The following is a 25637-nucleotide window of genomic DNA, read 5'->3' as shown; positions in this document are numbered from 1 at the left end:
ATTCATTACTTTTAAAACCTAAAATCACAACTATGTACGAAACTATTCACATGCTACATTCATACTTGGCCTATATAGCATTGGCAGTATTGATATTAGCCGTTATTAATGCTATTTCAGGACTTGTAGGTAAGCGAATCTTTAATATGGGAAAAGACCTAAGATTAAGTCTTTTTGCGCTAATTTTGTGCCATATTCAATTATTGGTAGGGCTAATATTATATTTTGTTTCACCAAGTGGACTAAGTGCTATACAAGAGTTTGGTATGGGTGGTTTAACTTCTGCTGCGCGTTTGTTGGCAGTTGAGCATCCTTTCATTAACATACTGGCAATAGCAGCTATAACCATTGGTTGGTCAAGGCATAAGAAATTTGTTGACGGGGCTAAAAAATTCAAAAGCATTGCTATTTTCTATTCAATAGGCTTACTTCTTATTCTAAGTAGAATTCCTTGGGGACAATGGTTTAACTAAGATTGTAGTATTTAAAAAATTATAAAGAACCTAATGCATTAGTATTAGGTTCTTTTTTTATTTCTGAACTTTTTTAATAAGGTGCAGGTATACAGGAAAGTGGTCGCTATAACCGCCAATATAACTTCCGCCTGCATAAGTCCGTAATGGGTAACCTTTGTATTTCCCTTTTGGGTCCATTAAATATTCTGATACTCTATTTTTTTAAAATTTTCTAAGACTCAATAACCCTGTGCTGAAACTTTATTTATAAATAAAATTTATCCATATTAATCAATTTTAAAATTTGGCACCTATAATAATTGGACATCAAGCAAAGTCTCCGTTATTTTGTATTTAAATTGAAAGAAAATGAATATTACTTTTATAAGGAATATCGGTTATGGTGGTTTCAGTATAGTCGATTTGGTTAGGGACGATGCGGGAAAGGAATATGCTAGAAAAACTTACGAATTTAATCAACAAGGTGATTTTTCAGAAGCTTTCAAAAATAAATGTAAAATTAGATTCAAAAGGGAGGCCCAATTTTTAGAAGAAATGGTTCATCCAAATATTGTCAAAATTTTACATAAAAACTTGGAACATGATCCACCTTATTATCTGATGCCTGTTGCAGAGGCAGTTTTAGCGGATGAACTAAGGGTGGATGAAACCTTGGGAGGCAATCGAATTACGGTTATTATGGATATAATAGCTGCTATCGAAGAACTTCATTCAATTAGCAAGTTTCATAGAGATTTAAAGCCAGGTAATGTCCTCAAGTTTCTTGATGATGAAGGTAATCCATATTATGCTGTATCAGACTATGGTCTTATGAGGGATAATTTAACCAAGAACACTATTTTGACAACTGTAGAAACTCAGAAAGGATCTGATGATTATACTGCACCTGAGCTGTCAAATGATATAAGAAATGGTAGTGCGCAATCCGATATTTACTCTTTAGGTTGTATATTACATGATATGTACGGCATTGATCCTCGTACACCATTTACAGAAATAAGTGAAAATTCTGAATTCGGGCCAGTTTTTAGGAGTTGTACAAAGGTTAATGACGATTCTAGATTTGATAATGTTTCAGATTTAAGGGATGAAATAATGTCCATTTATGAATCTCTTGGGTCTGAACAATCTTCAAGTGATGAAATTAATAGAATTCTTGAAATTCAGGAATTGGACGAAAAAGAAGCAAAATTTTTAGCAAAGTATATAGATGATAATAGGGGAGAGGACGAAGGGCGTTATGTTTTGGCAAGAATAAATATTGCACACATCGAGAAAATTTATCAGTTAGCGCCTAAAAGATGGCGTATTCTAGCAAAAAATTATTGTGAATGGATTTCTAACAATTCTTTTAATTTTGAATTATGTGATGGTTATGCAAATAGACTTCTTGCCTTTTATAAACTAGGTGGTTTGGATATAAAAGTAGAGTGTATTAAAGCTTTACTTTGTATGGGTACATCCCACAACAGATATTATGTAGAAAGAAAATCAGTTGCCTTAATTGATAATTCTATGGAAGAGAATTTGGCTAGAAGTCTTAAAGTGGACTATATGACAGATAAATCAGGATTCCTGCGTATTATAAATAGGCTTAAGACATCGATAAATTATGACATCGAAAAATTGCATCCACTATTAAGAATGGCATACATTGAGCTTAGTAAATGAATTACGAAATAGAAATTTATACTGAAAAAGGACCTAGGAAAGATAATCAGGATAGAATAGTTGCTAAAATACTTGACGAAGGTTATGTTGCTGCTTCAATAGCAGACGGTGTTGGCGGAAACGTTCATGGCGACTATGCAGCTGAATATGCTAATGAACTTTTTTTAGATTTAATATATAGTTCTAAAAAAAGACGTTTGTCACAAATTTTCTTGGAGATCAATAAAATTGTTAGTAATAAGGCAAACAATAATCCTGAATTTAAAGGAATGCTTACAACTCTATCTTCATGTGTGATAGGTCCCAAGAAACTTTGGTTTTCGCACGTAGGTGATACCCGGATATATGTGCTTAACTCTACAGGTGTAAAAAGGATTACAGAGGATCATTCTGAAGCGTATAAGTTAATAAGAGAAGGTAAATTAAAAGAAGAAGATTTAGAATTTTATCCAAGGAAAAATGTATTAACTGATGCGATAGGTTTAGAGAGAACGCCTACAATACAATCTGGTACTTATTCATTGTCTAAAAATGATGTTGTGTTATTGACTTCGGACGGTGTACATGGTGTTGTTGATGACAATGTGTTAAATGAAATTTTTGAGAAATCAAAAAGTCTTTTGGATTTAAAAAAGAATTTAATAAAGGAAATAAAAATCAGTAATCCAGCAGATAATTATTCTTTTATATTAGTTAAAGCACTACAATAGTTAATAAGTCTATAACCATAGGACATCTACTTTTTATATTATAATTGATTATTTACTAGGAGCAGCTTATCATCGTGACATAGATACGTTTTCAGAAACTTTAAATGATGTTTCAACGGAAACTAATAAACTAGAGGGAGAAATCTTTAATTATAATTATGATTTAAACGGAAGTAATAGCGATGTCTATATTCAGTTAAATGCCCATTATAATAAAGTAAAGGTATTTGTTGCTGGTAAGTATACTTTAGTTGATTATCAAAGAGAAGGTTTATTTAAAAATGAACGATTTATAGACAACTCATTAGGTAAGAGCGAAAAGGTCAAATTTTCAAATTGGTCATTAAAATCAGGCGCATCTTATACAATAACAGGTAGGCATTGGGTTTCTGTCAATGCCGCGATTATAAATAAAGCGCCTGTGTTACAAAATGTATTTATAAACCCTAGGGAGAACAATACTGTAGTCCCCAATTTACAAAGCGAAACCATTACTAGTGTAGATGCTAACTACTTTCTTAGAATGCCAAAATTAACGGGCAGATTTACAGGGTTTTATACTCGTTTTCAAAATACCAACGATGTCAATTTCTTTTTCGTTGATTCGGGTGTTGGCTCAGATTTCGTACAAGAAGTACTCACTGATTTAGATAAATTACATATGGGTGTTGAACTTGGTTTAGAATACCAAGTATCTAGCGCTGTTAAATTATCATTAGTTGGCTCTGTGGCAAAACATGAATATGCAAGTAACCCATTTGTGACAATTAATTTTGATACAGCAGGTGCAACCGAAGATTTAATTGATATTTCCGGTTCTAAATTTTTGGGAGAATCTGCAGTTAAAGGGTATAAGTTAGCGCAAGGTCCGCAGAAAGCAATTGCGGTAGGTATAGAATATAGAGATCCAAAATATTGGTGGGTAAGTGCTTCAGCAAATTACTTGGGTAATAATTATGCCAATATTTCTACGATAACCAGAACCCAGAGTTTTTTAATTGATCCAGAAACCCAACTAAGGTTCCCTGATGCAACAGATGAAAATGTTCAAAAATTACTAAAGCAAAAACCACTGGATAATTTTTATTTATTGAATATGGTAGGCGGTAAGTCGTGGCTTAAGAAAGGGAAGTATATAAGTGTCTTTGCGAGTGTTAATAATCTTTTTGATACCACTTATAGAACGGGTGGTTACGAGCAGAGTAGAAATGGAAATTATGGTCAGCTAAAACAAGATAATTTTAGTGGTAATCCGTCTTTTGCGCCTAAGTATTGGTATGGTTTCGGTAGAACCTATTTTTTAAATTTTGCCTTTAGTTTTTAAAAATGAAGTAATCTATATGAATTTTAAGAGTAACAAATACTTTCTGATTATTATTGTTGTCATGCTTATCTCATGTGTGAAGAATAGGGAGTTTGATGCACCAGAAGTAGAATGTTCAGATTCAGATTTTGCCTTTATAGCTATATCAGAATTAAAGAATATGTATAATGGTGAGACTTTTCAAATTCAGGAAGACTTGGTTGTAAAGGGTTATGTAATATCTTCAGACAAAGAAGGTAACTTTTTTAATACGATATATTTTCAAGATGAGTCTAGTAGCCCATCGGATGGAATGCAAATAGAGTTAGAATTAAGGGATTCTCATTTGTTCTTTAACGTAGGTCAGCAAATTATCATTAAGCTAAAGGGGTTGTATTTAGGTAAATCTAATGATACATATAAAATTGGTGGTGTGTTTACCTCTTTTGGGAATCGTAGTGTTGGTAGGTTGCCTAAAAATGTTGTTTTTGACCATGTTTTGATTTCTTGTGAACCAAATAATGGTATAGAGCCTACTTTAGCTGTTATTCCAGGATTAAACGATGCTATGTTAAATACCCTTGTAGTAATAAACAGCGTGGAAATTAAGCAAGAAGAACTAGGGGAAGCTTTTGCTGTTAAAGAAGAGGAAACATTACGTACCCTTGTAGATTGTATGGATAATGAATTGGTTATGGTAAACAGTGGTTATGCTGATTTTCAATCAGAAATTTTACCAGACAAAATGGGAGCCGCCACAGGGTTGTTGACTAAAGATAACAATCAATATCAGCTAATCATCCGTGGCGTAAATGACCTCGAATTTGAACAAGAACGGTGTGAAGATTTTATAGATGAATTTACTTCTCCGTCAATTTTTATATCTGAGATTGCCGACCCAGATAATAACGCTGGGGCAAGGTTTGTGGAGCTTTATAACGCATCAGAAGAAAGTCTATCTTTAAATGGGTGGAGTTTGGAACGTTACACTAATGATAACACTGCCATTAGTTCAAGCATAAATTTGTCTGAATATGAAATACTTGGCAGAGGTTTCTTAATAATTTCTCCTAATTCAGAAGAGTTTAAAAATGTATATGGCTTTGATGCTGATGTTACAGTAGGCACAAATTCACCGGCAGATTCTAATGGAGATGATAATCTTGTTTTAGTAGATCCCTTTGGTTCTGTTGTGGACATTTTTGGAATAATTGGTGAAGATGGTAGCAATACCAATCACGAATTTGAAGATGGAAGGGCTGTTAGAAAAATAGAAGTAGATACTAACAATGCTATTTTTAATTCAGCGGAATGGTTAATTTACAATGATACTGGTGCTGATGGTACAATTAATGAGCCGCAAAATGCTCCGTTAGATTTTAGTCCGGGTATTAGATGAAATTATGTTATGTCTTTTGAATCGATAATTTTTTGAACGATATTTTGGGTTAATGGCTTTACGATATAGTCCTTAACCAATTTGTAATCTTTGGCTTTTTCCATGTATTTAGGGCTTATGAAAGAACTGGTAATATAAATTCTAATGTGCCCTATTTTATCTTCAGGTAGTTCTTCAAATTCTTCTAAAAAAGACCAGCCATCTCTATTGGGCATATTTAAATCTAAAAAGATGATTTCGGGTAATTTAATGTTCTCAACTAGCAACCCAATAAGTCCGTCAAGAGCTTCTTGGCCACCCGAGTAATATAAAATATTATTACTGAAATTGTTAAGTTTTAAAGTATTCTTTGTGCTAATAGAAAAAAATTCGTCGTCATCTATAATACAGCAACTAGAAAATACGCTCATTTTAAATAATTCAATTGTAAATCTTATTTAGATTTGTTAATGGTTTAATTATCTATTGTGGACTAAGTTAGATAAATTATTGAATGCTATTATTGTTAAAAACCGGTTTCACCTATTCTTATTAACAATGGTGTTTTTCTGAGTGAATTATCTGGTTTAACTTTCCACTTTGGCGCCCAGTATTTTAGAAAGGTCATCAGGGGTGATGGGTTTTAGTATATACGTATCCACTTGTGCATAATTCTTTACACGTTCTAAGTCTCTAGGGTCAACTGAAGAACTTATGATATAGATTAAAATTTTCTTTGATTTGTGGTTTTGAAACTTTTTAAACTCATCTAAGAACTCCCATCCATTCATTATAGGCATGTTTAAGTCCAAGAAAATAACATCTGGTATTGGTTCTTTGTTTTTGCTTCTTTCCACTAACCCTTCAAGCGCATCTTGACCATTAGGATAAACTATCACGTTTTCTGCAAAATCTACTTCTTTAATAATTCTTTTAGTGCCGTATACAAAAATAGGATCATCATCTATTAAACAGCAAATATCAACTTTTTTCATAATTAATTAGCCTTGGTTAAGTTCAATGTACATAGTAGTGCCCATGTCGACAGTACTTTCAATATTAATAGAGCCATTCATTGATTCAATTTGGTTTTTGGTAATAAATAAACCTATACCTTTTGCTTCTTTATGTTTGTGGAAAGTTTTGTACATGCCAAAAATTTTATTGCCATGTTTGTTTAAATCTATACCTTGACCATTATCAGTGAAGGTAATTAAAATTTTATCTTTCTTAAGCCTTGATTTTATTGTAATAAGGGGTGTTCTTTTAGGTGAACTATATTTTAGCGCATTGGTAAGAATATTTAGGAATATACTTTCTAAATATGCTGGTACGGCATTTACGAAATGAGTTTTTGAAATATCAATGTCTAAACATGCATTTTCTTCTTCCAGTAAACCATTTATGCTGTTGGTTATATGATTGATGGTATTAAGAACACTAATGCTTTGTAACTTTTCAAGAGCTCCTGTCTTAACTTGAACCACGTCGTTTAAATGAGCAATTGTTTCAGCTAAACTTTCTGAGGCACTGGTTATCATTCTATTTAAATTTTTGATTTCATCTTCATCTTCTTCTTCATTTAAAAATTTAGTTAGCATTGTCATATTTGTAGAATGCGAACGAAGGTTGTGAGAAACGATATGGGCGAAATTAGTAAGACTTTCATTTTGGCTCTTGGTGACATTTACTAATGCCTCTAATTTTTTTTGCGACTCAATTCTATTGGTAATATCTAGAAATTGAGTTATTACATGGCTTAAATTGCCGTTAACGTCTTTTACAGGAGTTGCTCCAATAATGGCATGAACAATATTACCGTTTTTGTGAAAGTATCTTTTTTGAAATTGTAAATTTTCATTTGCGCCTTCAATAATTTTGTCTTTAAAAGAAAGGCTGTCCTTTAAATCATCTGGATGTGTAATATCTGTAGAAGATAATTTCAATAATTCTTCTTCAGAATAACCTAAACTATTGCACAGGCTTTTATTTACTTTTAACCATTTAAGTTTTGGACTTACTAATGCCATGCCAATAGCTGAATGCTCAAAGGTTTCGGCAAATGATTTGGTACTTTGTGCTAATTTAATTTCAGTGCTACGTAGCTCTGTAATATCCCAGTTAGCCCCAGTCATTTTAATGGCGTTGCCATTTATATCTTTAATAGTTTTGGATAGTCCTTTTATATGTTTGATTTTTCCATTTTGATGAATGATTCTAAATTCTTCGTCAAAATCTTTAATACCCTTAATCGCGTTATTGGTTGCAGCTAAGGCTATTTCTTTGTCATTTGGGTGTATGGTAGATGACCAAGCTTCAAAAGCTCCTGAGAATTGATTTTTATCTACATCGAATATTCTGTACATTTCGTTATCCCATTCTAATTCGTTTTCAATGAGATCATAATTCCAGGTACCTATTTGTGCGGTTTGTGTGGTGATTTTTAATCGTTCAGAGATTTCTTGATGAGCTAGTTCAATTTTTTTTTGCTCATCAATATCTTGAAATGTACCAACAAGCCGAACAGCTTTACCGTTTAATATTTCAACTTCGCCCTTGGCACATACCCACAATTCATTTCCTTTTGCAGTTATAATTATGAGCTCGGTATCAAAAGGTTTTCCTTCGGCAATAGCATTGCTAACTAAATAGGTGATTTTGTCACGGTGAACGCCTTCTTTATAAAAATTTATACCTTCTTCTAGATTTGGAACAAAATCTTGGTCTACTTCGTGAATGTCTTTAGTTGTTTTTGTCCAATTTACAGTATTATTCAGTAAATCTAGTTCCCAGCAACCTATACGTGCAACTTCTTCTGCTTTATGTAGTAATTCTATTTCTTTTTGTTCAGTAGTAATATCATCTAAAAATATGATAGCACCGTCAAAACCATGGTGCTCAATTTCAGAAGGTATAATTTTCCATTTTAACCATTGCAGCGTACCATCTGGCAAAATAAATTTTTGCCCGGTATTAACATGCTCTTTACCGAGTATACCATCGTTGACGGCTTTTTTGAAAGAGTTGGGTGTTTCTATTATGTTGTCAAATAAATTTTTATTGACGTTATCAGTTTTGCTTAAACTAAATTTTTCTTGCCACTGGTTAGAGTAACTAATAAAGTTTAACTTAGTATCCACGATAGCAATTGCATTGGGGGACTTTTTCAAAAGAAAGTCAACGGCTAATGTTTTCAAAAGTTATTGATTTAAAATTAAAGGTACGTATTTCCTTTAAAGTAGGAAAAAATAGTTGAATGGTAAGAAAATACTTCTTGTCAAATTCTGTTTTTTTAAATATTTAAAATTTCAAGACTATGAACGAGTTTTTTTTTAAAGTAATCAGGGAAGGTAGCATTAACGAAGTGAAGTCGATGTTAGAAAAAAATCCTGTGCTTGTCAATAGCAAAGATGCTAGAGGTTCTACACCATTAATTTTGGCTACATATTATGACCAAAAGGATATTGCCATACTACTTCTTGATAAAGGGGCAAAAATAGATGCGGTAGATGCATCTGGTAACACTGCATTAATGGGCGTTTGTTTTAAAGGGTATGCTGACATAGCCAAAATGTTGATTGAAAATAATGCGAAATTAAATGAACGTAATGCAATGGGCGCTACGTGTCTCATATACGCTGCGCAATTTAATCGTTTAGAGATTGCAAAATTGTTAATAGCGAACGGTGCAGATAAAACAATAAAGGATAACAGAGGAAATAGTGCATTTGATCATGCTAAAACACAAGGTCTAAGTGCTTTTATTGATATGTTGGAGTAAAGTATGAATGAGATTCTAAATGAAAGTCTGAAAATTGCCTTAATTCAATCTTCTTTGCACTGGGAGAACCCTTTAGCTAATAGAGAGATGTTCAATTCCAAAATTGAACAAATTAATGATTCTGTGGATATTATAGTGTTACCGGAAATGTTTACTACCGGTTTTACGATGTCACCCAGAAACATTGATAAAAGGGAAGGAATAATTACTCTAGAATGGATGAAAAAAATGGCTGCTGCTAAAAATAGTGCGGTTGTTGGTAGCATAGCATTTAGTGATAAAGGCAAAAACTATAATAGATTGTTTTTTGTAGAGCCAAACGGAGAATATCAAACTTATGATAAGCGTCATACTTTCACTTTGGCAGGCGAGAATAAAGAATATACGGCAGGTACAGAAAGGTTAATAATAAATTATAAAAATTTTTCTATTTGCCCTTTGGTGTGTTATGACCTCCGTTTTCCTGTATGGAGTAGAAATACAGAAAATTTTGATGTGTTATTGTATACGGCAAATTGGCCAACGCCAAGAATTAATGCTTGGGATGCACTTTTGAAAGCAAGAGCTATTGAAAATATGGTGTACTGTATTGGTGTTAATCGTATAGGTGAAGATGAGGTTGGGCATAAATATCCAGGGCATTCAAGTGTATATGGTCCTCTTGGAGAGTTGGTTATTCTTTCTGGTAAAGAAGAGGTTTCTGTAGTTGAAATTTTTAAAAACGAAGTTGATATTGTTAAAAATAAGCTGCGTTTTTTAAATGATAGAGATGAGTTTAATCTATCAAATTAAATGTCTCAATTTTTTCCCAATTAGCTCGTAATTCAATTAAATTTGGGTAGTAGCTAATTTTTTCAGGTTGCCTTTTTTCTAAAAAGCTACCGGTATCCCATTCACCATTTCCATTCTTGTCAAAAATAACGCGTGCTTGGTATTTGCCCGGACTTAGATTATCGAAAACGTAAGCTTGCGATTCTTTAGAGTAAATTTCGCGTTGCAAATCGCCCTTTTCATTGGTTAATTGTACAATTATGGGGTATACAATATTGTTGCCATTTAAATTTAAGGTTAGATTACCATAATCAGCAAGACTTTTAGTTCTAAATGAATATGCTACGGAGTCGTTTGTGGTTTCAAAAAAATCTGTAACGGCACCTGGTACTAATTCCATTCTATAGCTTTGGTCAGGATTGATTTTAAATTCAAAATTTATAAGGTTTTCTAAAGTGTCTAGCTTTAAGTTGTAAGCAACTTCAATAGAATCTTTGTCCATTAATTTTATTTTGGTACTGTCGTAGCGCACTATTGGAGTATTGCTTAAGAGATGTATGGGCTTATCCATTTCTATATTACCATTTTGACTCATAGAAATTTTTAAAGAGTCAAACGCAACTTTTCTGTTCTTTACCTTAAATGTGTCTTGGATTTTTAAATTTTCATTGGTAATGGTAAAAAGTAAGGAGTCCATCTCATATGGTGTAAACCAAAAGTTTAAGGTGTCTTTTTCTCTTTCTTTTAAAATTTTTGTTCTAACGGTATCTGGTATTTCGGTAATTGTTTCGATTTTGATGTCGTCACCTTTGCCATAATATCCAAAGCTTATTCTATTGCTTGCCTCCATACTAGGTACTGCAACACCGTAATCTTGCACTTCCTTGAAAAGATTCAATAAATAAATTGAATCGGTAGGTAAACTTATAGTGTCTTCTACAAAGCCTATTTTATCTGTTTTTTGGTCAAATAAATTATCACTAGAAGCATCTTTGATACCAAATAAAGCGTATTTACCTTCCTTTAAATTTTTAAGCTTAAATATTACAGCACTATCTAGTGTGTTTGTTATATAGTTAGGCGGTCTCTTGTAAACTGTAGAGTCATTATAAGTGCTATCGATCTTATAAAGCATAACGCTAACAAAATCATCTGCTTTTTTATTGAAAGCATCTTTAACAACACCAGAAAGCTCTAGTGAATCTATATAATCGCCTGTTGAGAAAACATAGGTAAAAAAGGATTTTGGATTTTCTTCGTTGTTGTCAACAATACCTTGTCCAAAATTAAAAGTATAGGTGGTATTTGGTTCAAGTGTATCTTTAATGGTAATCTCCACATATTTATTTGCATTACCAATTGGTGAAAGTACAGGTGTGTTTTTTAAAGGAGGAGATATGATAAGTTGTTTTTGAATGTCTTTTAATTTCACTAATTCGTCAAAATAGAATCTAATTTTTTGTCCGGTAAAGTTAGTGGTTAGGTTAGGAGGTTCAGCCCTAGTTAATTCTGGTGGGGTAATATCTTTTGGTCCGCCAGTAGGTGTACCTCGTTGTGCACATTGGTATGAAACCAATACAATCACAAAAATAAATATAAAACCTAGAATTTTTCTTCCCATCAGTGTGCTTATCGACCGCAAAGTAACAACATATTTTATAGAAATCTAATTCTATGGAACAACTGCCATACTAGAGATATAAATCTCAACACCTTCAATATCTTTAAAAGTGTTAGCGCATATTTCCATAGTAGCACCGGTGGTGATTACATCGTCAACTAACAGTATGGTTTTGTTAACTAATGTTTCTCCGTTTTTAATTTCATATAAAGATCTATTGTCATACCATCTGCTTATTCTATTTTTTTTGGTTTGCGTTTTTGTATTAGCGGTTTTCAACAAGATATCATCATTGTATTCGGCATTGATATGAAAAGCAATTTGCTTAGCAAAAAGTGCCACTTGGTTATAACCTCTCTTTTTAAGTTTTTTTCTGTGTAAAGGAACAGGTATTACAAAGTCGATTTTTGGTAAGTGACCTTGCTCCTTTAATATTTGACCATGCCAATCGCCTAAAAACTGCCCAATACCTTCTTGGTTCTTATATTTTAAAAAATGTATGAGGTTTTTTACGATTCCAATTTCGGTAAAGAATAAGAATGAATTTGCTTTTTTTATGTTAATTCGACCATAAAAAATACGGTCAACCGCATTTTCATCGTTAAAAGTATACTCGGTAAGCGGTAATTGATGTCGGCAAGATGTACAGATGAGAACCTCTCCTCTGTATAATCGTGCATTACATCCAAAACATGATATAGGTAAGAGTATGTTGGTAACATCCTTTAGTATATTTGAAATTCTGTTTTTCATCAAATTTTACAGATTAAATAACCTACAGCCTACTTTTTAAATGGACAGTCAAGATAATAAATTCAATTATAAAATAATACTAGCAGCATTTGTTGCGGTTCTGTTAGCATTGTTAATTGCGTTCTACTATAGTTATGCCCAGTCAAATGCTCAAATAGAATTTTTGGAGCAAGAGAAAGAGATTTTGGTAAGGGATCTAACAATAATGAAAGCTGATGTAGATCGGTTATCTGCAAAAAGCGAAATGAACGAAATTGAATTACAAGATTCTAAGTATAAAGTACAAGAGCTTTTAGATTCTGTAGGGCGTTTAAACTTTACGGTTCAAAAGTTAAGAGAGTTTAAAACAGAATTACGTAGGTTAGAATCTAAGAATGATAGTTTACTTCTAAAGAACAACTTCTTACGTTATAATAACATGTTGCTTACAGATAAGTATGATGAGTCTCGTAAGCAAATTGAAAATCTAAGGGCAAATAGTAATTCTTTGGCAGAGGCGGAAGCGCTGCAGAGAAGAAAAATTTTAGAACTTAATCAGAAATTAAAAACAAAGAGCTATTTGAAAATGGCTAATGCTGAGGGTAGTGGTTTTAGATTAATTCGTGGTACAAAACCAACTAAAACGAACAAAGCATCTATCATTGAAAAATTAAGAGGTTGTGTAACCGTTTTGGCAGATGAAAGCGAGGCTAATAGCGAGAAAGTAATTTATCTACAATTTTTAGATCCTAACAAACAAATTGTAGAAGATAATGCGAATACAATTACTGTAAATGGTAATGTCTATAGTAAAAGAGTAGAGTTTGTCTTTACTGGGCTAGACCAGTTTTTATGTGAGTCTATTACCATACCAGAAGGCTCGTTGATGGAAGGATATTATACATTAAATGTATTTGAAGATGAGCGTTTAATTACTTCTTCAGAATTTCAATTGAAATAATTATAATTTTTTTAGGCTATTACCCTATTTTTGTACAATGGCAAAGCAAGAAGACGATTTTAAGCGTGTAATTTCTCACGCAAAGGAATACGGATATGTATTCCAATCTAGTGAAATTTATGATGGTTTAAGTGCTATTTATGATTACGGTCAAAATGGTGTTGAGCTTAAAAAAAATATAAGGGACTATTGGTGGAAAGCCATGGTACAGCTCAATGATAATATTGTTGGGTTAGATGCTGCAATTTTTATGCACCCGTTAACATGGAAAGCTTCTGGACATATAGATGCTTTTAATGATCCGTTAATAGATAATAAAGATTCTAAAAAAAGATATAGAGCAGATGTTTTAGTTGAAGACTATGTCGCTAAAATTGATGCAAAAATTGAAAAAGAGGTCAAAAAAGCGGCAAAACGTTTTGGAGATGCTTTTGATAAAGAACAGTTTCTACAGACCAATCAGCGTGTAGTTGATTATCAAGAACAGGGAAAAACAATCTTGAGCAGATTGGGTAAATCTTTACAGAATGAAGATTTAGCCGATGTAAAAGCACTTATTGAAGAATTGGATATTGCATGCCCAATGTCTGGTTCTAAGAACTGGACAGATGTTAAGCAGTTCAATTTAATGTTCGGTACCAAATTAGGTGCTAATGCAGAAAGTGCGATGGATTTATATCTAAGACCTGAAACTGCACAAGGTATTTTTGTAAACTTCTTAAATGTTCAGAAATCTGGTCGCATGAAGCTTCCTTTCGGAATTGCCCAGACCGGTAAGGCTTTTAGAAATGAAATTGTAGCAAGACAGTTCATATTTAGAATGCGTGAATTTGAACAGATGGAAATGCAATTCTTTATTCAGCCAGGTACACAGAAAGAGTGGTATGAGGTTTGGAAAGAAAAAAGAATGAAGTGGCACTTGTCTCTTGGTTTAGGTCAGGACAACTACCGCTTTCATGACCATGAGAAATTGGCGCATTACGCAGACGCAGCAGCAGATATAGAATTTCGTTTTCCATTCGGGTTCAAAGAATTAGAAGGAATTCATTCTCGTACAGATTTTGATTTAAGTAGTCATGAGAAATTTTCTGGTAAGAAATTACAGTATTTTGATCACGAAGTAAATAAGAACTATGTTCCTTACGTATTAGAAACTTCTATTGGTTTAGATAGAATGTTTTTGGCAGTATTCTCTAACTCGCTTCAAGAAGAAGAATTGGAGAATAATACAACAAGAACCGTACTTAAGCTACCAGCTGTTTTAGCACCTGTAAAAGCTGCTATTTTACCTCTACTTAAAAAGGATGGTTTGCCAGAAATCTCGCATCAAATTATAGATGACCTTAAGTGGGATTTTAATGTTATTTATGATGAAAAAGATGCTGTAGGTAGACGTTATAGAAGACAAGATGCTAATGGTACACCATTCTGTATTACCGTTGATCACCAAACTTTAGAAGATCAAACTGTTACTATTAGACATAGAGATTCTATGGAGCAGGAGCGTGTTGCTATATCAGCGTTGAATGGTATCATTCATAATGCTGTAGATATGAAAACGTGGTTAAAGAAAATGGAATAGATTAAAGGGTGTAATTTAATTTTACGCCACCATAATAGTTGATATTGTTCCCAGGGTAGAAATATCTTGGGGCATTTCCACCAAAACCTGTAGCATTTATTAATACAGACTGTGCGTACTTTTTATTCGTGAGGTTGTTGATTCCAAAATCTAAACCTACACGTAATTTATCTGTAATTTGTTTTTTATAACCTGCCTTAATATGTAATAAGTTGAAGGAATCGCTGTAAAGGGAATTTGCATCTGTTAAAGGAATTTCATCTACAAATTGGTGGGTGATATTTACAAACAAACCATTTCCAAAATTAGTTTGAATTCCTGAATTCAATTTGTTTTTAGGTACACCTGTTAAAGAATTTTCAGAATAATCTTCATCGGCTTCTTCATCTGTGAAATCAACGAATTTATGGTTACTATAAGTGTAACTTATAAATGGTGAAAACATAATTTTATTGGTTAGGTTAATGCGGTAGCTCCAATCAAAATCAATACCTTGGTGTTTTGTTTTACCTGCGTTTCTGCCTATATATTGGTTGTCTCCTACACGTTTGGCAACCAAAAGATTTTTAATGGGCATGATATAAGCAGCGACTTCTAGCTTTAGTTTTTTGTCTTTGCTTTTATGTATAATGCCTAATTCATAATTAGTGCCTGTCTCTTGAAGAATGTCAGGATTGATAACCCCATTAGGGGTTAACGTTTCTTCCAAGCTTGGGTTTGAAAATCCGCGGCTAATATTTGCATACAGTTGGTTTGTTTGCGAAATAGCATAGTTTACATCTAAACTTGGTAAGAAAAGGGTGGTAAAATCCCTATTGGCACTAGTATTGCTTTCGCCTATGTTGAAAAGATCTCTAAAATCGTACTGGGTTTTATTGATATTTAACCCTAATTGAGCTGTAAGTTTATCTGTAAAAGAATAGGATGCTGTAGCAAAACCATTTAGTTGGTTTCTAAATTCTTTATTTTGAGAAATTCTTTCACCTTGCAAGCTTCCATTTCCATTATTTTCTTGATATAGGTTATCAAATGTTCCCCAAGAATATTCATCCTTATAAAGTTCGCCGCCAAAAGTGTATGCCAGTGTATTATCTAAAATAGCAACGTTGCCAGAGAACAAGGTTCTAAAACCATAACCATTGGTGTATTCATCTAAAATATTAAACGGTGCAGGTTCATAATGGTCTAAATAGGTATAGAATAGGCTGGTGGTGTTTTTTAAGTTGGAATTAGCATAGTAAGTATGAGAAAGTCCTATTAGGCTATAGTTGTTGTCTTCGTATCCTTTTGCTGCATTCCAAGTAAAGGCGGCTTGAGTAGGGTCTTCATCAAAATCTTCTTGACTTATAGAGCTGGCTATTTGAGCCGAGTAATCAATATGATTTACCAAAAGCCCAATTTCACTTTTTTCTGAAAGTTTGAAAATGGTGTTAAGAAGAAATCCGTCACGTTCAAATCTATTGTTTTCGCGGTAACCATCTATTTCCATATGACCATATTGAAAGGTCATATAAAAATCTTCTTCTGAATGAGTAAATCCTAAACTGTTTTTAAATAGTCCGTAAGAACCTACCGTAGTATTATTGGTAAACTTGGTAGATTGTTTACTTGTTTGTTTCGTGTTTAAGATAATTGCTCCGCCTAAATTAGTTCCAAATCCTGTTCCCTTGGGTCCTTTAATTACTTCAATTGAAGTAAGGTTTTCCAAATCAAAAGCTTCTATGGTTGACGAGCCTGTTCCGTTTGTAATGGGAATGTTGTTGTAGTAAAGTCTTAACTTGTCTGTGCCGTATAATGTTCTAGAACCAACACCTCTAATTGTTATTCTATTGGTATTCAGTGCTCCAGATAAGGCATAAAGACCGGAAACTTGATTGATGGAGCTAATGAAGTCTACAGGACTATAATTGGCAAACGTAGTAGCGCCAATAATTTGTGAAGGTATAATGCCAATAGCATTTTTAGCCGTTAGCGTATCTACAACAATAACTTCGTTTAATTGGGTAACACTGTCGTTTTTTATAGTGTTTTGTGCAAAAAAACTTGAGGTAAATGATATAAATAGTAATAAGGGGTATATTCTTTTCATAGGTAGTTAAACCTCAAAAATACCTATTAAAAGCGATAACCTAAAGATAAACCGGCTCTGAACATGAAGTCATCTTGAAAATCTTCTGGATTAATGTTTCTTCCCAGTCCTCCATTTAATTCAATAGTGAATTTTTGACTTCTGGTTGCCCATTTATAACCGCCACCAAGACCAAGGGCTATAGTAGAGTAATCGTAATTTCTGCTCCCCAGATTTGCAGTGCTTTCATCATCATCTTCACCAGTGTAATATAATCCGAATACTTCAGCAAAAAGACCGCTTTTTGGTCCGTAACCAAAATAAGCTCTTAAGTTAGGTCCTATTCCAAAATTACCATTGTAATCAGTTGGCTTTCCATCAAAATATAGCGTTCCTCCAATACTTGTATCTTCGTTTATGTAATATTCATAGCCAAATTCAACAGTAGTGGTTACTAGGAATTGACCAATGTTCAACTTCACTTCATGGCTATTTTCATCATTATAATAGGCTTGAGAAAAGGAAGAAGTTGTAATGAATACTAAAAGAGCTGAAAAAATAAACTTGTTCATGAGATGCGTTTTAAAATGCAAATATATTTTTAAAGCTGTGAAATTATGATTTTAATGGAAAGTATGCACCTTTAATCTTTAACTCTTTTTTATTTTTAAGCCAAAATGAATAGAGATGAAGATCATATCCTATAATGTAAATGGCATAAGGGCTGCAATAAGAAAAGGTTTTTTAGAATGGCTTAATACAGTCTCTCCAGATGTTGTTTGTCTGCAGGAAATAAAAGCAAATGAAGATCAGTTAGATATGAGTTTGTTCGAAGATGCGGGTTACAAATATAATTATTGGTATAGTGCTCAAAAGAAAGGCTATAGCGGTGTTGCTATACTCTCTAAAACTGAGCCGGATAATGTAGTTTTTGGTACAGGTATAGCGTATATGGATTTTGAAGGAAGAAATATTCGAGCAGATTTTGGAGATATCTCCATTATGAGCATGTATTTGCCCTCAGGTACAAACATGCAGCGGTTAGATTTCAAGCTTACCTATATGGCAGATTTTCAAGAGTATGCCAATAGTCTAAAAAAGACAAATCCTAATCTAATAGTTTTAGGAGATTATAATATTTGTCATGAAGCCATAGACATTCATAATCCTGTGGGGTTAAAAAACGTATCGGGATTTTTACCTGTAGAACGAGAATGGATCGGAGATTTCATGAAAAGCGGATTCATAGATAGTTTTAGAGAATTTAATTCTGAACCAGATAATTATACCTGGTGGAGCTATAGGGCAAACGCAAGAAATAACAATAAAGGTTGGCGTTTAGATTATGCTATGGTAGCTTCGACACTAAAAGACAGATTGTCTAGATCTGTAATTTTATCAGAAGCTAAACATAGTGATCACTGTCCTATATTAATTGAGTTAGAGAGTTAACGAAATAGATACCATCGCCCTGAATATATTTAGTAGTTTTGCGTTTTTATGTTTCAAAATTTTAAGCTAAATGATCTATACCAATTTACCGCACACAGATTTAGAAGTAAGTAAGATATGTTTAGGTACAATGACCTGGGGTAATCAAAATACCGAAGAAGAAGGTCATGAGCAAATTAATTTTGCGCTAGATAAAGGAGTCAATTTTTTAGACACTGCAGAATTGTATCCTGTTCCAGCACACAAAGATAGATATGCCGCTACTGAGAAGGTTATTGGTAATTGGTTCAAGAAAAATGGTAATAGAGAGGATATTGTACTAGCTTCTAAAATTGCGGGTAAAGCGGAAATGACGAAGTTTATTCGTACTAGTGGTTTCACTAGAGAATCTATTATTGAAGCTGTAGAAGGAAGTTTGCAGCGTTTGCAAACAGATTATATTGATTTGTATCAATTACATTGGCCGGATAGGAGCACCAATTATTTTGGTCAAAGAGGGTATAAGCATGATATAACTGATCATTGGGAAGACAATATTCACCAGGTTTTAGAAACCATGCGTGATTTAATTCGAGAAGGTAAAATCAAGCACGTAGGTATTTCTAATGAAACACCGTGGGGAACCATGCGCTTTTTAGAGGAAAGTAAAGTTCATGGAACATTGCCAAGAACAATAACCGTTCAAAATCCATATAGTTTATTGAATAGATTGTTTGAGGTTGGTATGGCTGAAATTTCTATGAGAGAACAAGTTGGTTTGTTAGCTTATTCTCCAATGGGGTTTGGAGCTTTAAGCGGTAAATATTTAGGTGACCGTATGCCTGAAGGTTCGCGTTTAAGTTTGTTTCCGCAATACAATAGATATATTGGTGAAACAGCAGTAGAAGCTACTAAAAAATATTACGAATTGGCACAGACAAATGGATTGACTTTGGCACAAATGGCACTTGCTTTTGTGAATACAAGACCTTTTGTTACAAGTACAATTATAGGTGCAACAAATTTGCGTCAATTAGAAGAGAATATTGGTAGTATTGATGTTGATCTGTCTGATAATTTGCTAGAAAAAATAGAAGCCATTCATAATTCAATACCAAACCCTGCGCCATAAATGGGAAGTTTAGTTTTGCTTAAGGTCGGGTTTGGACAAATAGTTCTGATTATTGTAGTGATTGTAATTATTATGGTTTTGGCTAGAATAATGCGAGATAAGCGCTAGTTAAATAAATTATTTGTAACCTCTTCGATTTTGGACGCTAATAATATTTTAATTTTTGTCGATTTCAGACCTATTTTATTGCTTTTTGAAATTATAATGGTGTCATAACCTAGTTTTTCAGCTTCTAAAATACGTTGCTCCACGCGCTGTACAGGTCTAATTTCTCCGGCAAGTCCAACTTCGGCAGCAAAGCAAATTCCTTTATCAATAGGTATATCCTCATTACTGGATAAAATAGCAGCAATGACGGCCAGATCAATAGCAGGGTCATCTACAGATATACCTCCGGTAATATTCAAGAAAACATCTTTAGCGCCCAGTTTAAATCCTGCACGTTTTTCTAGTACTGCCAATAGCATATTTAATCTTTTGACGTTATAGCCCGTTGTAGAACGTTGAGGTGTCCCATAAACAGCTGTGCTAACTAATGCTTGAATTTCTATAAGTAGGGGGCGCATACCTTCTACGGTAGAGGCAATTGCAGTACCACTTAAGCCGTCGTCATTTTTGGAAATCAATACTTCAGATGGATTATTGACTTCGCGCAATCCACTACCTTGCATTTCGTAAATACCTAGTTCTGCAGTTGATCCAAATCTATTTTTCAGCGACCTCAGAATACGATAAACATAATTACGGTCTCCCTCAAACTGAAGTACAGTGTCTACCATATGCTCCAATATTTTGGGTCCGGCAATAGAGCCGTCTTTAGTAATATGCCCAATAAGTATAACAGGTGTATTGGTTTCTTTTGCAAATTTTATAAGTTCGGTAGTACATTCTCGTATTTGAGAAATACTACCCGCAGCAGATTCAATATAATCTGAGTGGAGCGTTTGTATAGAATCGATAACAACAATATCCGGTTCTGTAGCTTCTATTTGTTTGAAAATATTTTGTGTTTTTGTTTCTGTAAGAATAAAGCAGGTTTCACTGTTAGGCTGTATTCTATCGGCACGCATTTTAATTTGTTTTTGGCTTTCTTCACCAGAAACATAAAGCGTTTTATAAGGTAATTTTAATGCTATTTGAAGAAGTAGGGTGCTTTTGCCTACACCAGGTTCACCGCCTAGAAGTACTAATGCACCAGGAACCAAGCCACCACCAAGAACTCTATTGAACTCAAGATCAAAAGTGTTTAGGCGAACTTCTTTCTCAATACTGATTTCATTCACCAAAAGAGGTTTAGAAACTCTTTTAGTTGTTTGGGTAGGAGTTTTCCAGCTAGTCTTCTCTTCTTTTTGGACAACCTCTTCTACAACAGTATTCCATTGTTTACAAGCGGAACATTGTCCTACCCATTTTGCATACTGAGTACCGCAATTTTGACAAAAAAAGGCAGTTTTTGTTTTGGCCATCTTTAGCTTTTAAAAAGTGGCTAAAGGTAGCAAGAAGTTTGAAATGAGTAAATTCTAGAGTGAAATTATAGCTTAATTTTCACCTGATCTTTCTTTTTTAAATGCACTAAAGGCGAGGAAAAATGATGCCCACGCCATAAATAGGGCTATACCGTTATAGGTTAGGATAAATTCTCCTTTCAATCCAAAATAGGTAAAGAGTACTCCGGAAAACACGAAGTACATTGCGTCAATTTTAATCATAATTAAGTAGGTTGGGCTAATTTGGGACTAGCCGTTTATTTAATATAATAATCTTTAAAAACCGAAATCGGCTTTTAGTGCATCCATTTTTTCAAGGGCCATTTCTTTGGTTAAAAAATCTATTTCTTCCATTTGAAATGACTTTTCAAATGTTCTTAACGCTTTTTTAGGTTCGCCTAATTGTTCATAGTACTCAGCTTCAAAATAAAAACCTAACATTGTTTCTGGGTATTCTTTCTTACATAAATCAGATAAAGGCTTTAACGACTCAAAATCTTCTTTCTTTCTAGATGCCGCATATATTGCCATAATGTCATTTAATTCAACAGGCTTGCTAAAACCGAACATGTCTACAATACCTTGGTATTTGTTTTCTAAGTACTCATAAACCGGCTCTTCGCTAGTTAATATTTGAGTTTTATATTCTTTTGGACTAATAGGTTTAAACATGCCAAAGATATTATCAAACGCTTTTCCTATGCCATAGGTAGCAACAGAAATGTGATCTGCATTAGAATATTCATCAAAGAAATAATGTAAAGATTCTTTTTTAATGGCTTTTAGGTCCTTGTCCATCGTTAAAATTCGCTGTTTATCATTGCTGGCTTCCCCTTCAACAATTAACTGGTAGAATATTTGATTTTCAAAAGTGCCTAAGCGCATAGGTACTCTGCTTTCCATTTCTGGAGCAAGAGTTGGTGAGATACTGACATATCCGTCAAAAATAGAATTGTCTTTAAATAACCAATAATTCAAGAAATTAGCTGTAATATCATACCCAACAATCATTTTAAATGGGGCGGTGTTATAGTTAAGATCCAGGTAAGGAATAAGCTCCATACCTATAAACTCATAAAAACTTTTTCCTTTTTCAGATGGTAGGCCGTTATCTGGGTCAAAGGCGCAATCTTCATATCTTAAATCATTTTCGCTTTGATTAATACCAACGATAATACTTTGTGGCATGCCATGAAAACGACTGTAATATTTTGAATTTGCCACTACCTGTTCAAATAGATATTCACCGTCAAGTACAATTATTAAAGGGTACTTTTTGGTGTCATCCATGTTTTCGGGAAAGTAGTAACTTACATCTCTTCGTTCTTGAAGTTTAAAAGATTCGAAGATTTCTTGTGTCACTTGTGCATAAGAGGTTATCCCAAATAAAAGTGCGAAAATTAAAGCTGCATAGCGCATAAAAAGAAATTGTTAGTTGTTAGAAACTATTTACTACGGTTTAATAACGGTAATAAAAGAAAAGATATTGCGCCAAAAACAACTATCATTAGTGTCTGGGCTATCCATATAATCCAACCAAAGGCATCACCAGATACTGCACTTATTCCAAAGATGGCAAGAGCGCTACTCACTGCAATAGGGTAAAGACCTATGCCGCCATTGGTTGTTGCCATGGCGAAAGCCCCAGCCACAAAGGCAACCAAGAGTTGGCTAAGCGTAAGTGATATGGTTTCTGGAACCGTAAATTTTATAATCCAAAGCATGCCAATATAGCAACCCCAGATGAAGAAAGTATGAAAAATAAACAACCATTTATTTTTCATTTTAAAAATGCTGAAGACTCCGTCAAGAAGTCCTTTTACGAATGTTTTTATTTTTAGGGCAAATGCATTCTTGGATTTTTTTATGATAAAAATGAAAACAAAGAACAAAGCTATGCCGCCTAATCCAAGAAATATGAGTCCGGTTGCATTGAAACCACGTTCTTGGAGAATGCCCATGATAACATCTGTTTGTAGTAAAAATGCAATGGTTACTACTAAAAGCAACATAATTACATCTATAACTCGTTCGGTTACAATGGTTCCAAAGCCTTTTTCAAAAGGTACGTTTTCGTATGTGGTTAGTGCTGTGGCCCTTAATATCTCACCAGTTCTAGGAATACCTAAATTGGCAAAATAAGAGGTTAAGATTATAAGGATATTATTGATGAGTTTTGGCTTGTAACCCAAAGGTTCAAGAAGGTAATTCCATCTAATTGCTCTAGAAATATGGCCTAAAATACCTAGTAAAATAGAAAGAGAAACATAAAGCGGATTAGCCTCTCTAATATAAAAGATTATTTCTTTTCTATTTTCTGGTGTTGTAGAATTGTAAGAGTACCAAACTAAAAAAACTCCCAATGCTATTGGGAGTATGGTCTTAAGACTTTTTTTTAAGGAATTTTTCAACTTCTACGTTAAAAGATTATTTGCTTCGTTAGGAAAAACTAAAGAGGGATTAAATTTTTTCGCATCTTCAATATCCATCCAAGTATAAGAAATTAAAATTAAAATATCACCTACAGCCACTTTTCTCGCAGCTGCACCATTTAAAGTGATTTCTCCGCTTTTTCTTGGACCGGGTATGATATAGGTTTCTAATCTTTCGCCATTATTGTTATTAACGATTTGAACTTTTTCACCACGAATAAAATTTGCGGCATCCATTAAATCTTCATCGATTGTAATGCTGCCAACATAATTAAGATCAGCACCAGTAACTTTTACACGGTGTATTTTTGATTTAACTACTTCTATTTGCATATCTTATTTTAATTTAGGGCTATATTATCTATAAGTCTTACGTCTTCCACATAAACGGCAATAAACGCCCTGTATTTTACATTATTTATTTTGTTCTTTATTGGGGTCAATGTTTCAACATCGGTAATGTCAAAATATTCTAGTTGAAAATCATGGTTGTTTTCAAATTGATCAATCACCCAATCTTTAAGGTTTAATGCATTTTCCGTGCCAAATTTATTTTTGGCAGTCTTTAGTGTTTCATAAATAAACGCTGCTTTTTGTCTTATATTCTTACTTAATCTTTCATTTCTAGAACTCATTGCCAAACCGTGGTCTTCCCTAACAATTTCGCAACCTATTATTTCTACGGGTATATGCTGTATTTCGGTAAGTTTTTGAATAATGCGTAATTGTTGAAAATCTTTTTCACCAAAATAAGCTTTTGAAGGTTGTACGACATTTAGCAATTCTTCAACAATAGTACCAACTCCGTTAAAATGGTCATCCCTAAATTCCCCTTCCATAACTTTGTCCAAACCTTCAAAATCATAGGTTTTTGGAACAATAGTATCGGGGTATATTTCAGAAACTGCCGGGGTAAATACGATGATTTTATCTGAAATTGCAGAAATCAGTTGAATGTCGGTGTCTATTGTTTTTGGGTATTTATCTAGGTCTTCTTTATTGTTAAACTGTGTAGGGTTAACAAAAATGCTTACCACAACATTCTCATTTTGATCTACAGCTTTTTTAATAAGCGATGCATGCCCCATATGCAGTGCTCCCATAGTGGGTACAAGACCTAGGTCTAGTTTGTTGCTTAAGTTATTAAGTTCTTTTTTTAGCTTGGTTTTGGTCTGTATTACCGGCATTGAAAAGTTCATTAGCGAGCAAACTTACTATAATTACCGCTAATCTCTATATTTTTTGTAATTTTGCAGTTGCGTTCCAGTGAAAAATAAAATATAACCTTTATGAATGGTAAAAAGATATTATTTGTATCTTCTGAATTAGTTCCTTACTTACCCGAAAACGAAGTTTCCCTAATGTCTTATGAAGCACCTAGAATGGTCAACAGCAATGGTGGTCAGATTAGGATTTTCATGCCTAGGTACGGGAACATTAATGAGAGAAGGCATCAATTACACGAAGTAATTAGATTATCAGGTATGAACTTGGTCATTAATGATATGGATATGCCATTGATTATTAAGGTGGCGTCTATACCAAAAGAAAGAATTCAAGTTTACTTTATTGATAATGAAGAGTACTTTAAGCGTAAGGCTACGTTTACAGACAAACAAGGTAATTTGTTTCCGGATAATGACCAACGTGCAATCTTCTTTGCAAAAGGAGTTATGGAGACGGTTAAAAAATTAAATTGGTCACCAGATATAATCCATGTTCATGGATGGATGGCAAGTTTATTGCCATTGTATTTGAAGAAATATTATGCTGACGAGCCTTTATTTGCAGACAGTAAAATAGTTTTATCCGTTTATGGTAAAACATTTGAAGGGTCTTTGGATAAGGATATGATCAAGAGAATATCTTTTGATGGTATTCCAGAAGAAGAAATTGCATCTTTAGGTGAACCTACCTATAATAATTTGTTAAAGGTGGCTGTTGATTATTCTGATGCTGTTATTTTAGCTTCGGAAGAAATTCCTGATGAATTAGAAAACCATATATCTAGCCAAGAAAAACCAGTGTTGCCATATGTGCCTGTTCAAGAGTTTGAAGAGGAATATGCTAATTTTTATAACACAGAAGTTTTAAAATAATC

The 25637-nt window shown here is 33.5% G+C and carries 25 protein-coding genes and 1 pseudogene; 12 read left to right on the top strand and 14 right to left on the bottom strand.

Annotated elements, in window-relative coordinates; translation table 11 throughout:
- The first annotated feature begins 32 nt into the window (after positions 1–32).
- Positions 33–473: a hypothetical protein gene (locus P177_RS18675; protein ID WP_036157261.1), complete on the top strand. Its 441-nt coding sequence runs from the start codon at positions 33–35 to the stop codon at positions 471–473.
- A gap of 57 nt (positions 474–530) precedes the next feature.
- Here P177_RS18675 and P177_RS20435 read toward each other — a convergent pair.
- Positions 531–659 (bottom strand): annotated as a pseudogene (locus tag P177_RS20435) (endonuclease/exonuclease/phosphatase family protein); the annotation flags it as partial.
- 165 nt (positions 660–824) lie between these two features.
- On the opposite strand from P177_RS20435, the gene P177_RS18670 reads away from it, so the two are divergent.
- The 4 genes from P177_RS18670 to P177_RS18655 all read left to right on the top strand — a co-directional run bounded on the left by P177_RS18670 (position 825) and on the right by P177_RS18655 (position 5559).
- Positions 825–2147 (top strand): protein kinase domain-containing protein, encoded by a 1323-nt coding sequence (locus tag P177_RS18670; RefSeq protein ID WP_036157259.1) that lies wholly within the window; start codon positions 825–827, stop codon positions 2145–2147.
- Positions 2144–2857: a PP2C family protein-serine/threonine phosphatase gene (locus P177_RS18665; RefSeq protein WP_036157257.1), complete on the top strand. Its 714-nt coding sequence runs from the start codon at positions 2144–2146 to the stop codon at positions 2855–2857. The genes P177_RS18670 and P177_RS18665 overlap by 4 nt, the downstream gene beginning before the upstream one ends.
- A 421-nt stretch (positions 2858–3278) precedes the next feature.
- The gene (locus P177_RS18660) at positions 3279–4181 is read left to right on the top strand and encodes a TonB-dependent receptor (protein WP_051941915.1); all 903 of its coding nucleotides are present in this window, start codon (positions 3279–3281) and stop codon (positions 4179–4181) included.
- A 16-nt stretch (positions 4182–4197) separates the two neighbouring features.
- Positions 4198–5559: a DUF5689 domain-containing protein gene (locus tag P177_RS18655; RefSeq protein ID WP_036158805.1), complete on the top strand. Its 1362-nt coding sequence runs from the start codon at positions 4198–4200 to the stop codon at positions 5557–5559.
- 2 nt (positions 5560–5561) lie between these two features.
- Here the strand turns inward: P177_RS18655 and P177_RS18650 are convergent, their stop codons facing one another.
- From P177_RS18650 to P177_RS18640, 3 genes are all read right to left on the bottom strand, one after another.
- Positions 5562–5969, bottom strand: a complete 408-nt coding sequence (locus P177_RS18650; protein WP_036157255.1) for a response regulator — start codon at positions 5967–5969, stop codon at positions 5562–5564.
- Positions 5970–6125: 156 nt separating this feature from the next.
- Positions 6126–6533 carry a response regulator gene (locus P177_RS18645; protein WP_036157253.1) on the bottom strand — a complete coding sequence of 136 codons (408 nt, stop codon included), beginning with the start codon at positions 6531–6533 and terminating at the stop codon, positions 6126–6128.
- 6 nt (positions 6534–6539) lie between these two features.
- Positions 6540–8735, bottom strand: a complete 2196-nt coding sequence (locus P177_RS18640) for a PAS domain-containing sensor histidine kinase (RefSeq protein WP_036157251.1) — start codon at positions 8733–8735, stop codon at positions 6540–6542.
- Positions 8736–8854: 119 nt separating this feature from the next.
- Here P177_RS18640 and P177_RS18635 point away from each other — a divergent pair, with 119 nt between their 5' ends.
- Both P177_RS18635 and P177_RS18630 read left to right on the top strand, forming a co-directional pair.
- Complete coding sequence (locus P177_RS18635; RefSeq protein ID WP_036157249.1) at positions 8855–9319, top strand: ankyrin repeat domain-containing protein; 465 nt, start codon at positions 8855–8857, stop codon at positions 9317–9319.
- Positions 9320–9322: 3 nt separating this feature from the next.
- Complete coding sequence (locus P177_RS18630; RefSeq protein WP_036157247.1) at positions 9323–10111, top strand: nitrilase family protein; 789 nt, start codon at positions 9323–9325, stop codon at positions 10109–10111.
- Here P177_RS18630 and P177_RS18625 read toward each other — a convergent pair.
- Together P177_RS18625 and P177_RS18620 are read right to left on the bottom strand one after the other, a co-directional pair.
- Entirely contained in the window at positions 10095–11711 is a 1617-nt protein-coding gene (locus P177_RS18625) for an Ig-like domain-containing protein (RefSeq protein WP_036157245.1), read from the bottom strand. The two genes, P177_RS18630 and P177_RS18625, sit on opposite strands and share 17 nt — an antisense overlap.
- 51 nt (positions 11712–11762) lie before the next feature.
- On the bottom strand, positions 11763–12464 hold the full coding sequence (locus P177_RS18620) for a ComF family protein (protein ID WP_036157243.1): 702 nt from the start codon (positions 12462–12464) through the stop codon (positions 11763–11765).
- Positions 12465–12504: 40 nt separating this feature from the next.
- Between P177_RS18620 and P177_RS18615 the strand changes: the two genes are divergently transcribed.
- Positions 12505–13404, top strand: a complete 900-nt coding sequence (locus P177_RS18615) for a hypothetical protein (RefSeq protein ID WP_036157241.1) — start codon at positions 12505–12507, stop codon at positions 13402–13404.
- A gap of 37 nt (positions 13405–13441) precedes the next feature.
- On the top strand, positions 13442–14986 hold the full coding sequence (locus P177_RS18610) for a glycine--tRNA ligase (RefSeq protein WP_036157239.1): 1545 nt from the start codon (positions 13442–13444) through the stop codon (positions 14984–14986).
- Between the two features lies 1 nt (position 14987).
- Here P177_RS18610 and P177_RS18605 read toward each other — a convergent pair whose 3' ends face one another.
- Both P177_RS18605 and P177_RS18600 read right to left on the bottom strand, forming a co-directional pair.
- Positions 14988–17075 carry a TonB-dependent receptor family protein gene (locus P177_RS18605; protein ID WP_036157237.1) on the bottom strand — a complete coding sequence of 696 codons (2088 nt, stop codon included), beginning with the start codon at positions 17073–17075 and terminating at the stop codon, positions 14988–14990.
- Between the two features lie 26 nt (positions 17076–17101).
- A complete protein-coding gene (locus tag P177_RS18600; protein WP_036157235.1) occupies positions 17102–17626 on the bottom strand; it encodes a DUF3575 domain-containing protein in 525 nt (174 codons plus the stop codon).
- A 115-nt stretch (positions 17627–17741) separates the two neighbouring features.
- Between P177_RS18600 and P177_RS18595 the strand changes: the two genes are divergently transcribed.
- On the top strand, positions 17742–18506 hold the full coding sequence (locus P177_RS18595) for an exodeoxyribonuclease III (protein WP_036157233.1): 765 nt from the start codon (positions 17742–17744) through the stop codon (positions 18504–18506).
- 70 nt (positions 18507–18576) lie between these two features.
- Entirely contained in the window at positions 18577–19617 is a 1041-nt protein-coding gene (locus P177_RS18590; RefSeq protein ID WP_036157231.1) for an aldo/keto reductase, read from the top strand.
- A gap of 104 nt (positions 19618–19721) precedes the next feature.
- Here P177_RS18590 and radA read toward each other — a convergent pair whose 3' ends face one another.
- The 6 genes from radA to panC all read right to left on the bottom strand — a co-directional run bounded on the left by radA (position 19722) and on the right by panC (position 24723).
- On the bottom strand, positions 19722–21083 hold the full coding sequence (radA, locus tag P177_RS18585) for a DNA repair protein RadA (RefSeq protein ID WP_036157230.1): 1362 nt from the start codon (positions 21081–21083) through the stop codon (positions 19722–19724).
- Between the two features lie 72 nt (positions 21084–21155).
- Positions 21156–21326, bottom strand: coding sequence for a hypothetical protein (locus tag P177_RS20155; RefSeq protein ID WP_157486616.1), 171 nt, complete (start codon positions 21324–21326; stop codon positions 21156–21158).
- A 54-nt stretch (positions 21327–21380) separates the two neighbouring features.
- Positions 21381–22523, bottom strand: coding sequence for an alpha/beta hydrolase (locus P177_RS18580; RefSeq protein ID WP_036157228.1), 1143 nt, complete (start codon positions 22521–22523; stop codon positions 21381–21383).
- Positions 22524–22549: 26 nt separating this feature from the next.
- Positions 22550–23515: a lysylphosphatidylglycerol synthase transmembrane domain-containing protein gene (locus P177_RS18575; RefSeq protein ID WP_036157225.1), complete on the bottom strand. Its 966-nt coding sequence runs from the start codon at positions 23513–23515 to the stop codon at positions 22550–22552.
- Positions 23516–23518: 3 nt separating this feature from the next.
- Positions 23519–23869 carry an aspartate 1-decarboxylase gene (gene panD / locus P177_RS18570; protein ID WP_036157224.1) on the bottom strand — a complete coding sequence of 117 codons (351 nt, stop codon included), beginning with the start codon at positions 23867–23869 and terminating at the stop codon, positions 23519–23521.
- Positions 23870–23877: 8 nt separating this feature from the next.
- The gene (gene panC / locus P177_RS18565) at positions 23878–24723 is read right to left on the bottom strand and encodes a pantoate--beta-alanine ligase (protein ID WP_036157221.1); all 846 of its coding nucleotides are present in this window, start codon (positions 24721–24723) and stop codon (positions 23878–23880) included.
- 102 nt (positions 24724–24825) lie between these two features.
- Between panC and P177_RS18560 the strand changes: the two genes are divergently transcribed.
- Positions 24826–25635, top strand: coding sequence for a glycogen/starch synthase (locus P177_RS18560; RefSeq protein WP_036157219.1), 810 nt, complete (start codon positions 24826–24828; stop codon positions 25633–25635).
- Positions 25636–25637 lie beyond the last annotated feature (2 nt).

Source organism: Maribacter forsetii DSM 18668 (genome assembly GCF_000744105.1).
Lineage (GTDB): Bacteria > Bacteroidota > Bacteroidia > Flavobacteriales > Flavobacteriaceae > Maribacter > Maribacter forsetii.
This window is presented reverse-complemented; position numbering and strand designations above follow the sequence as displayed.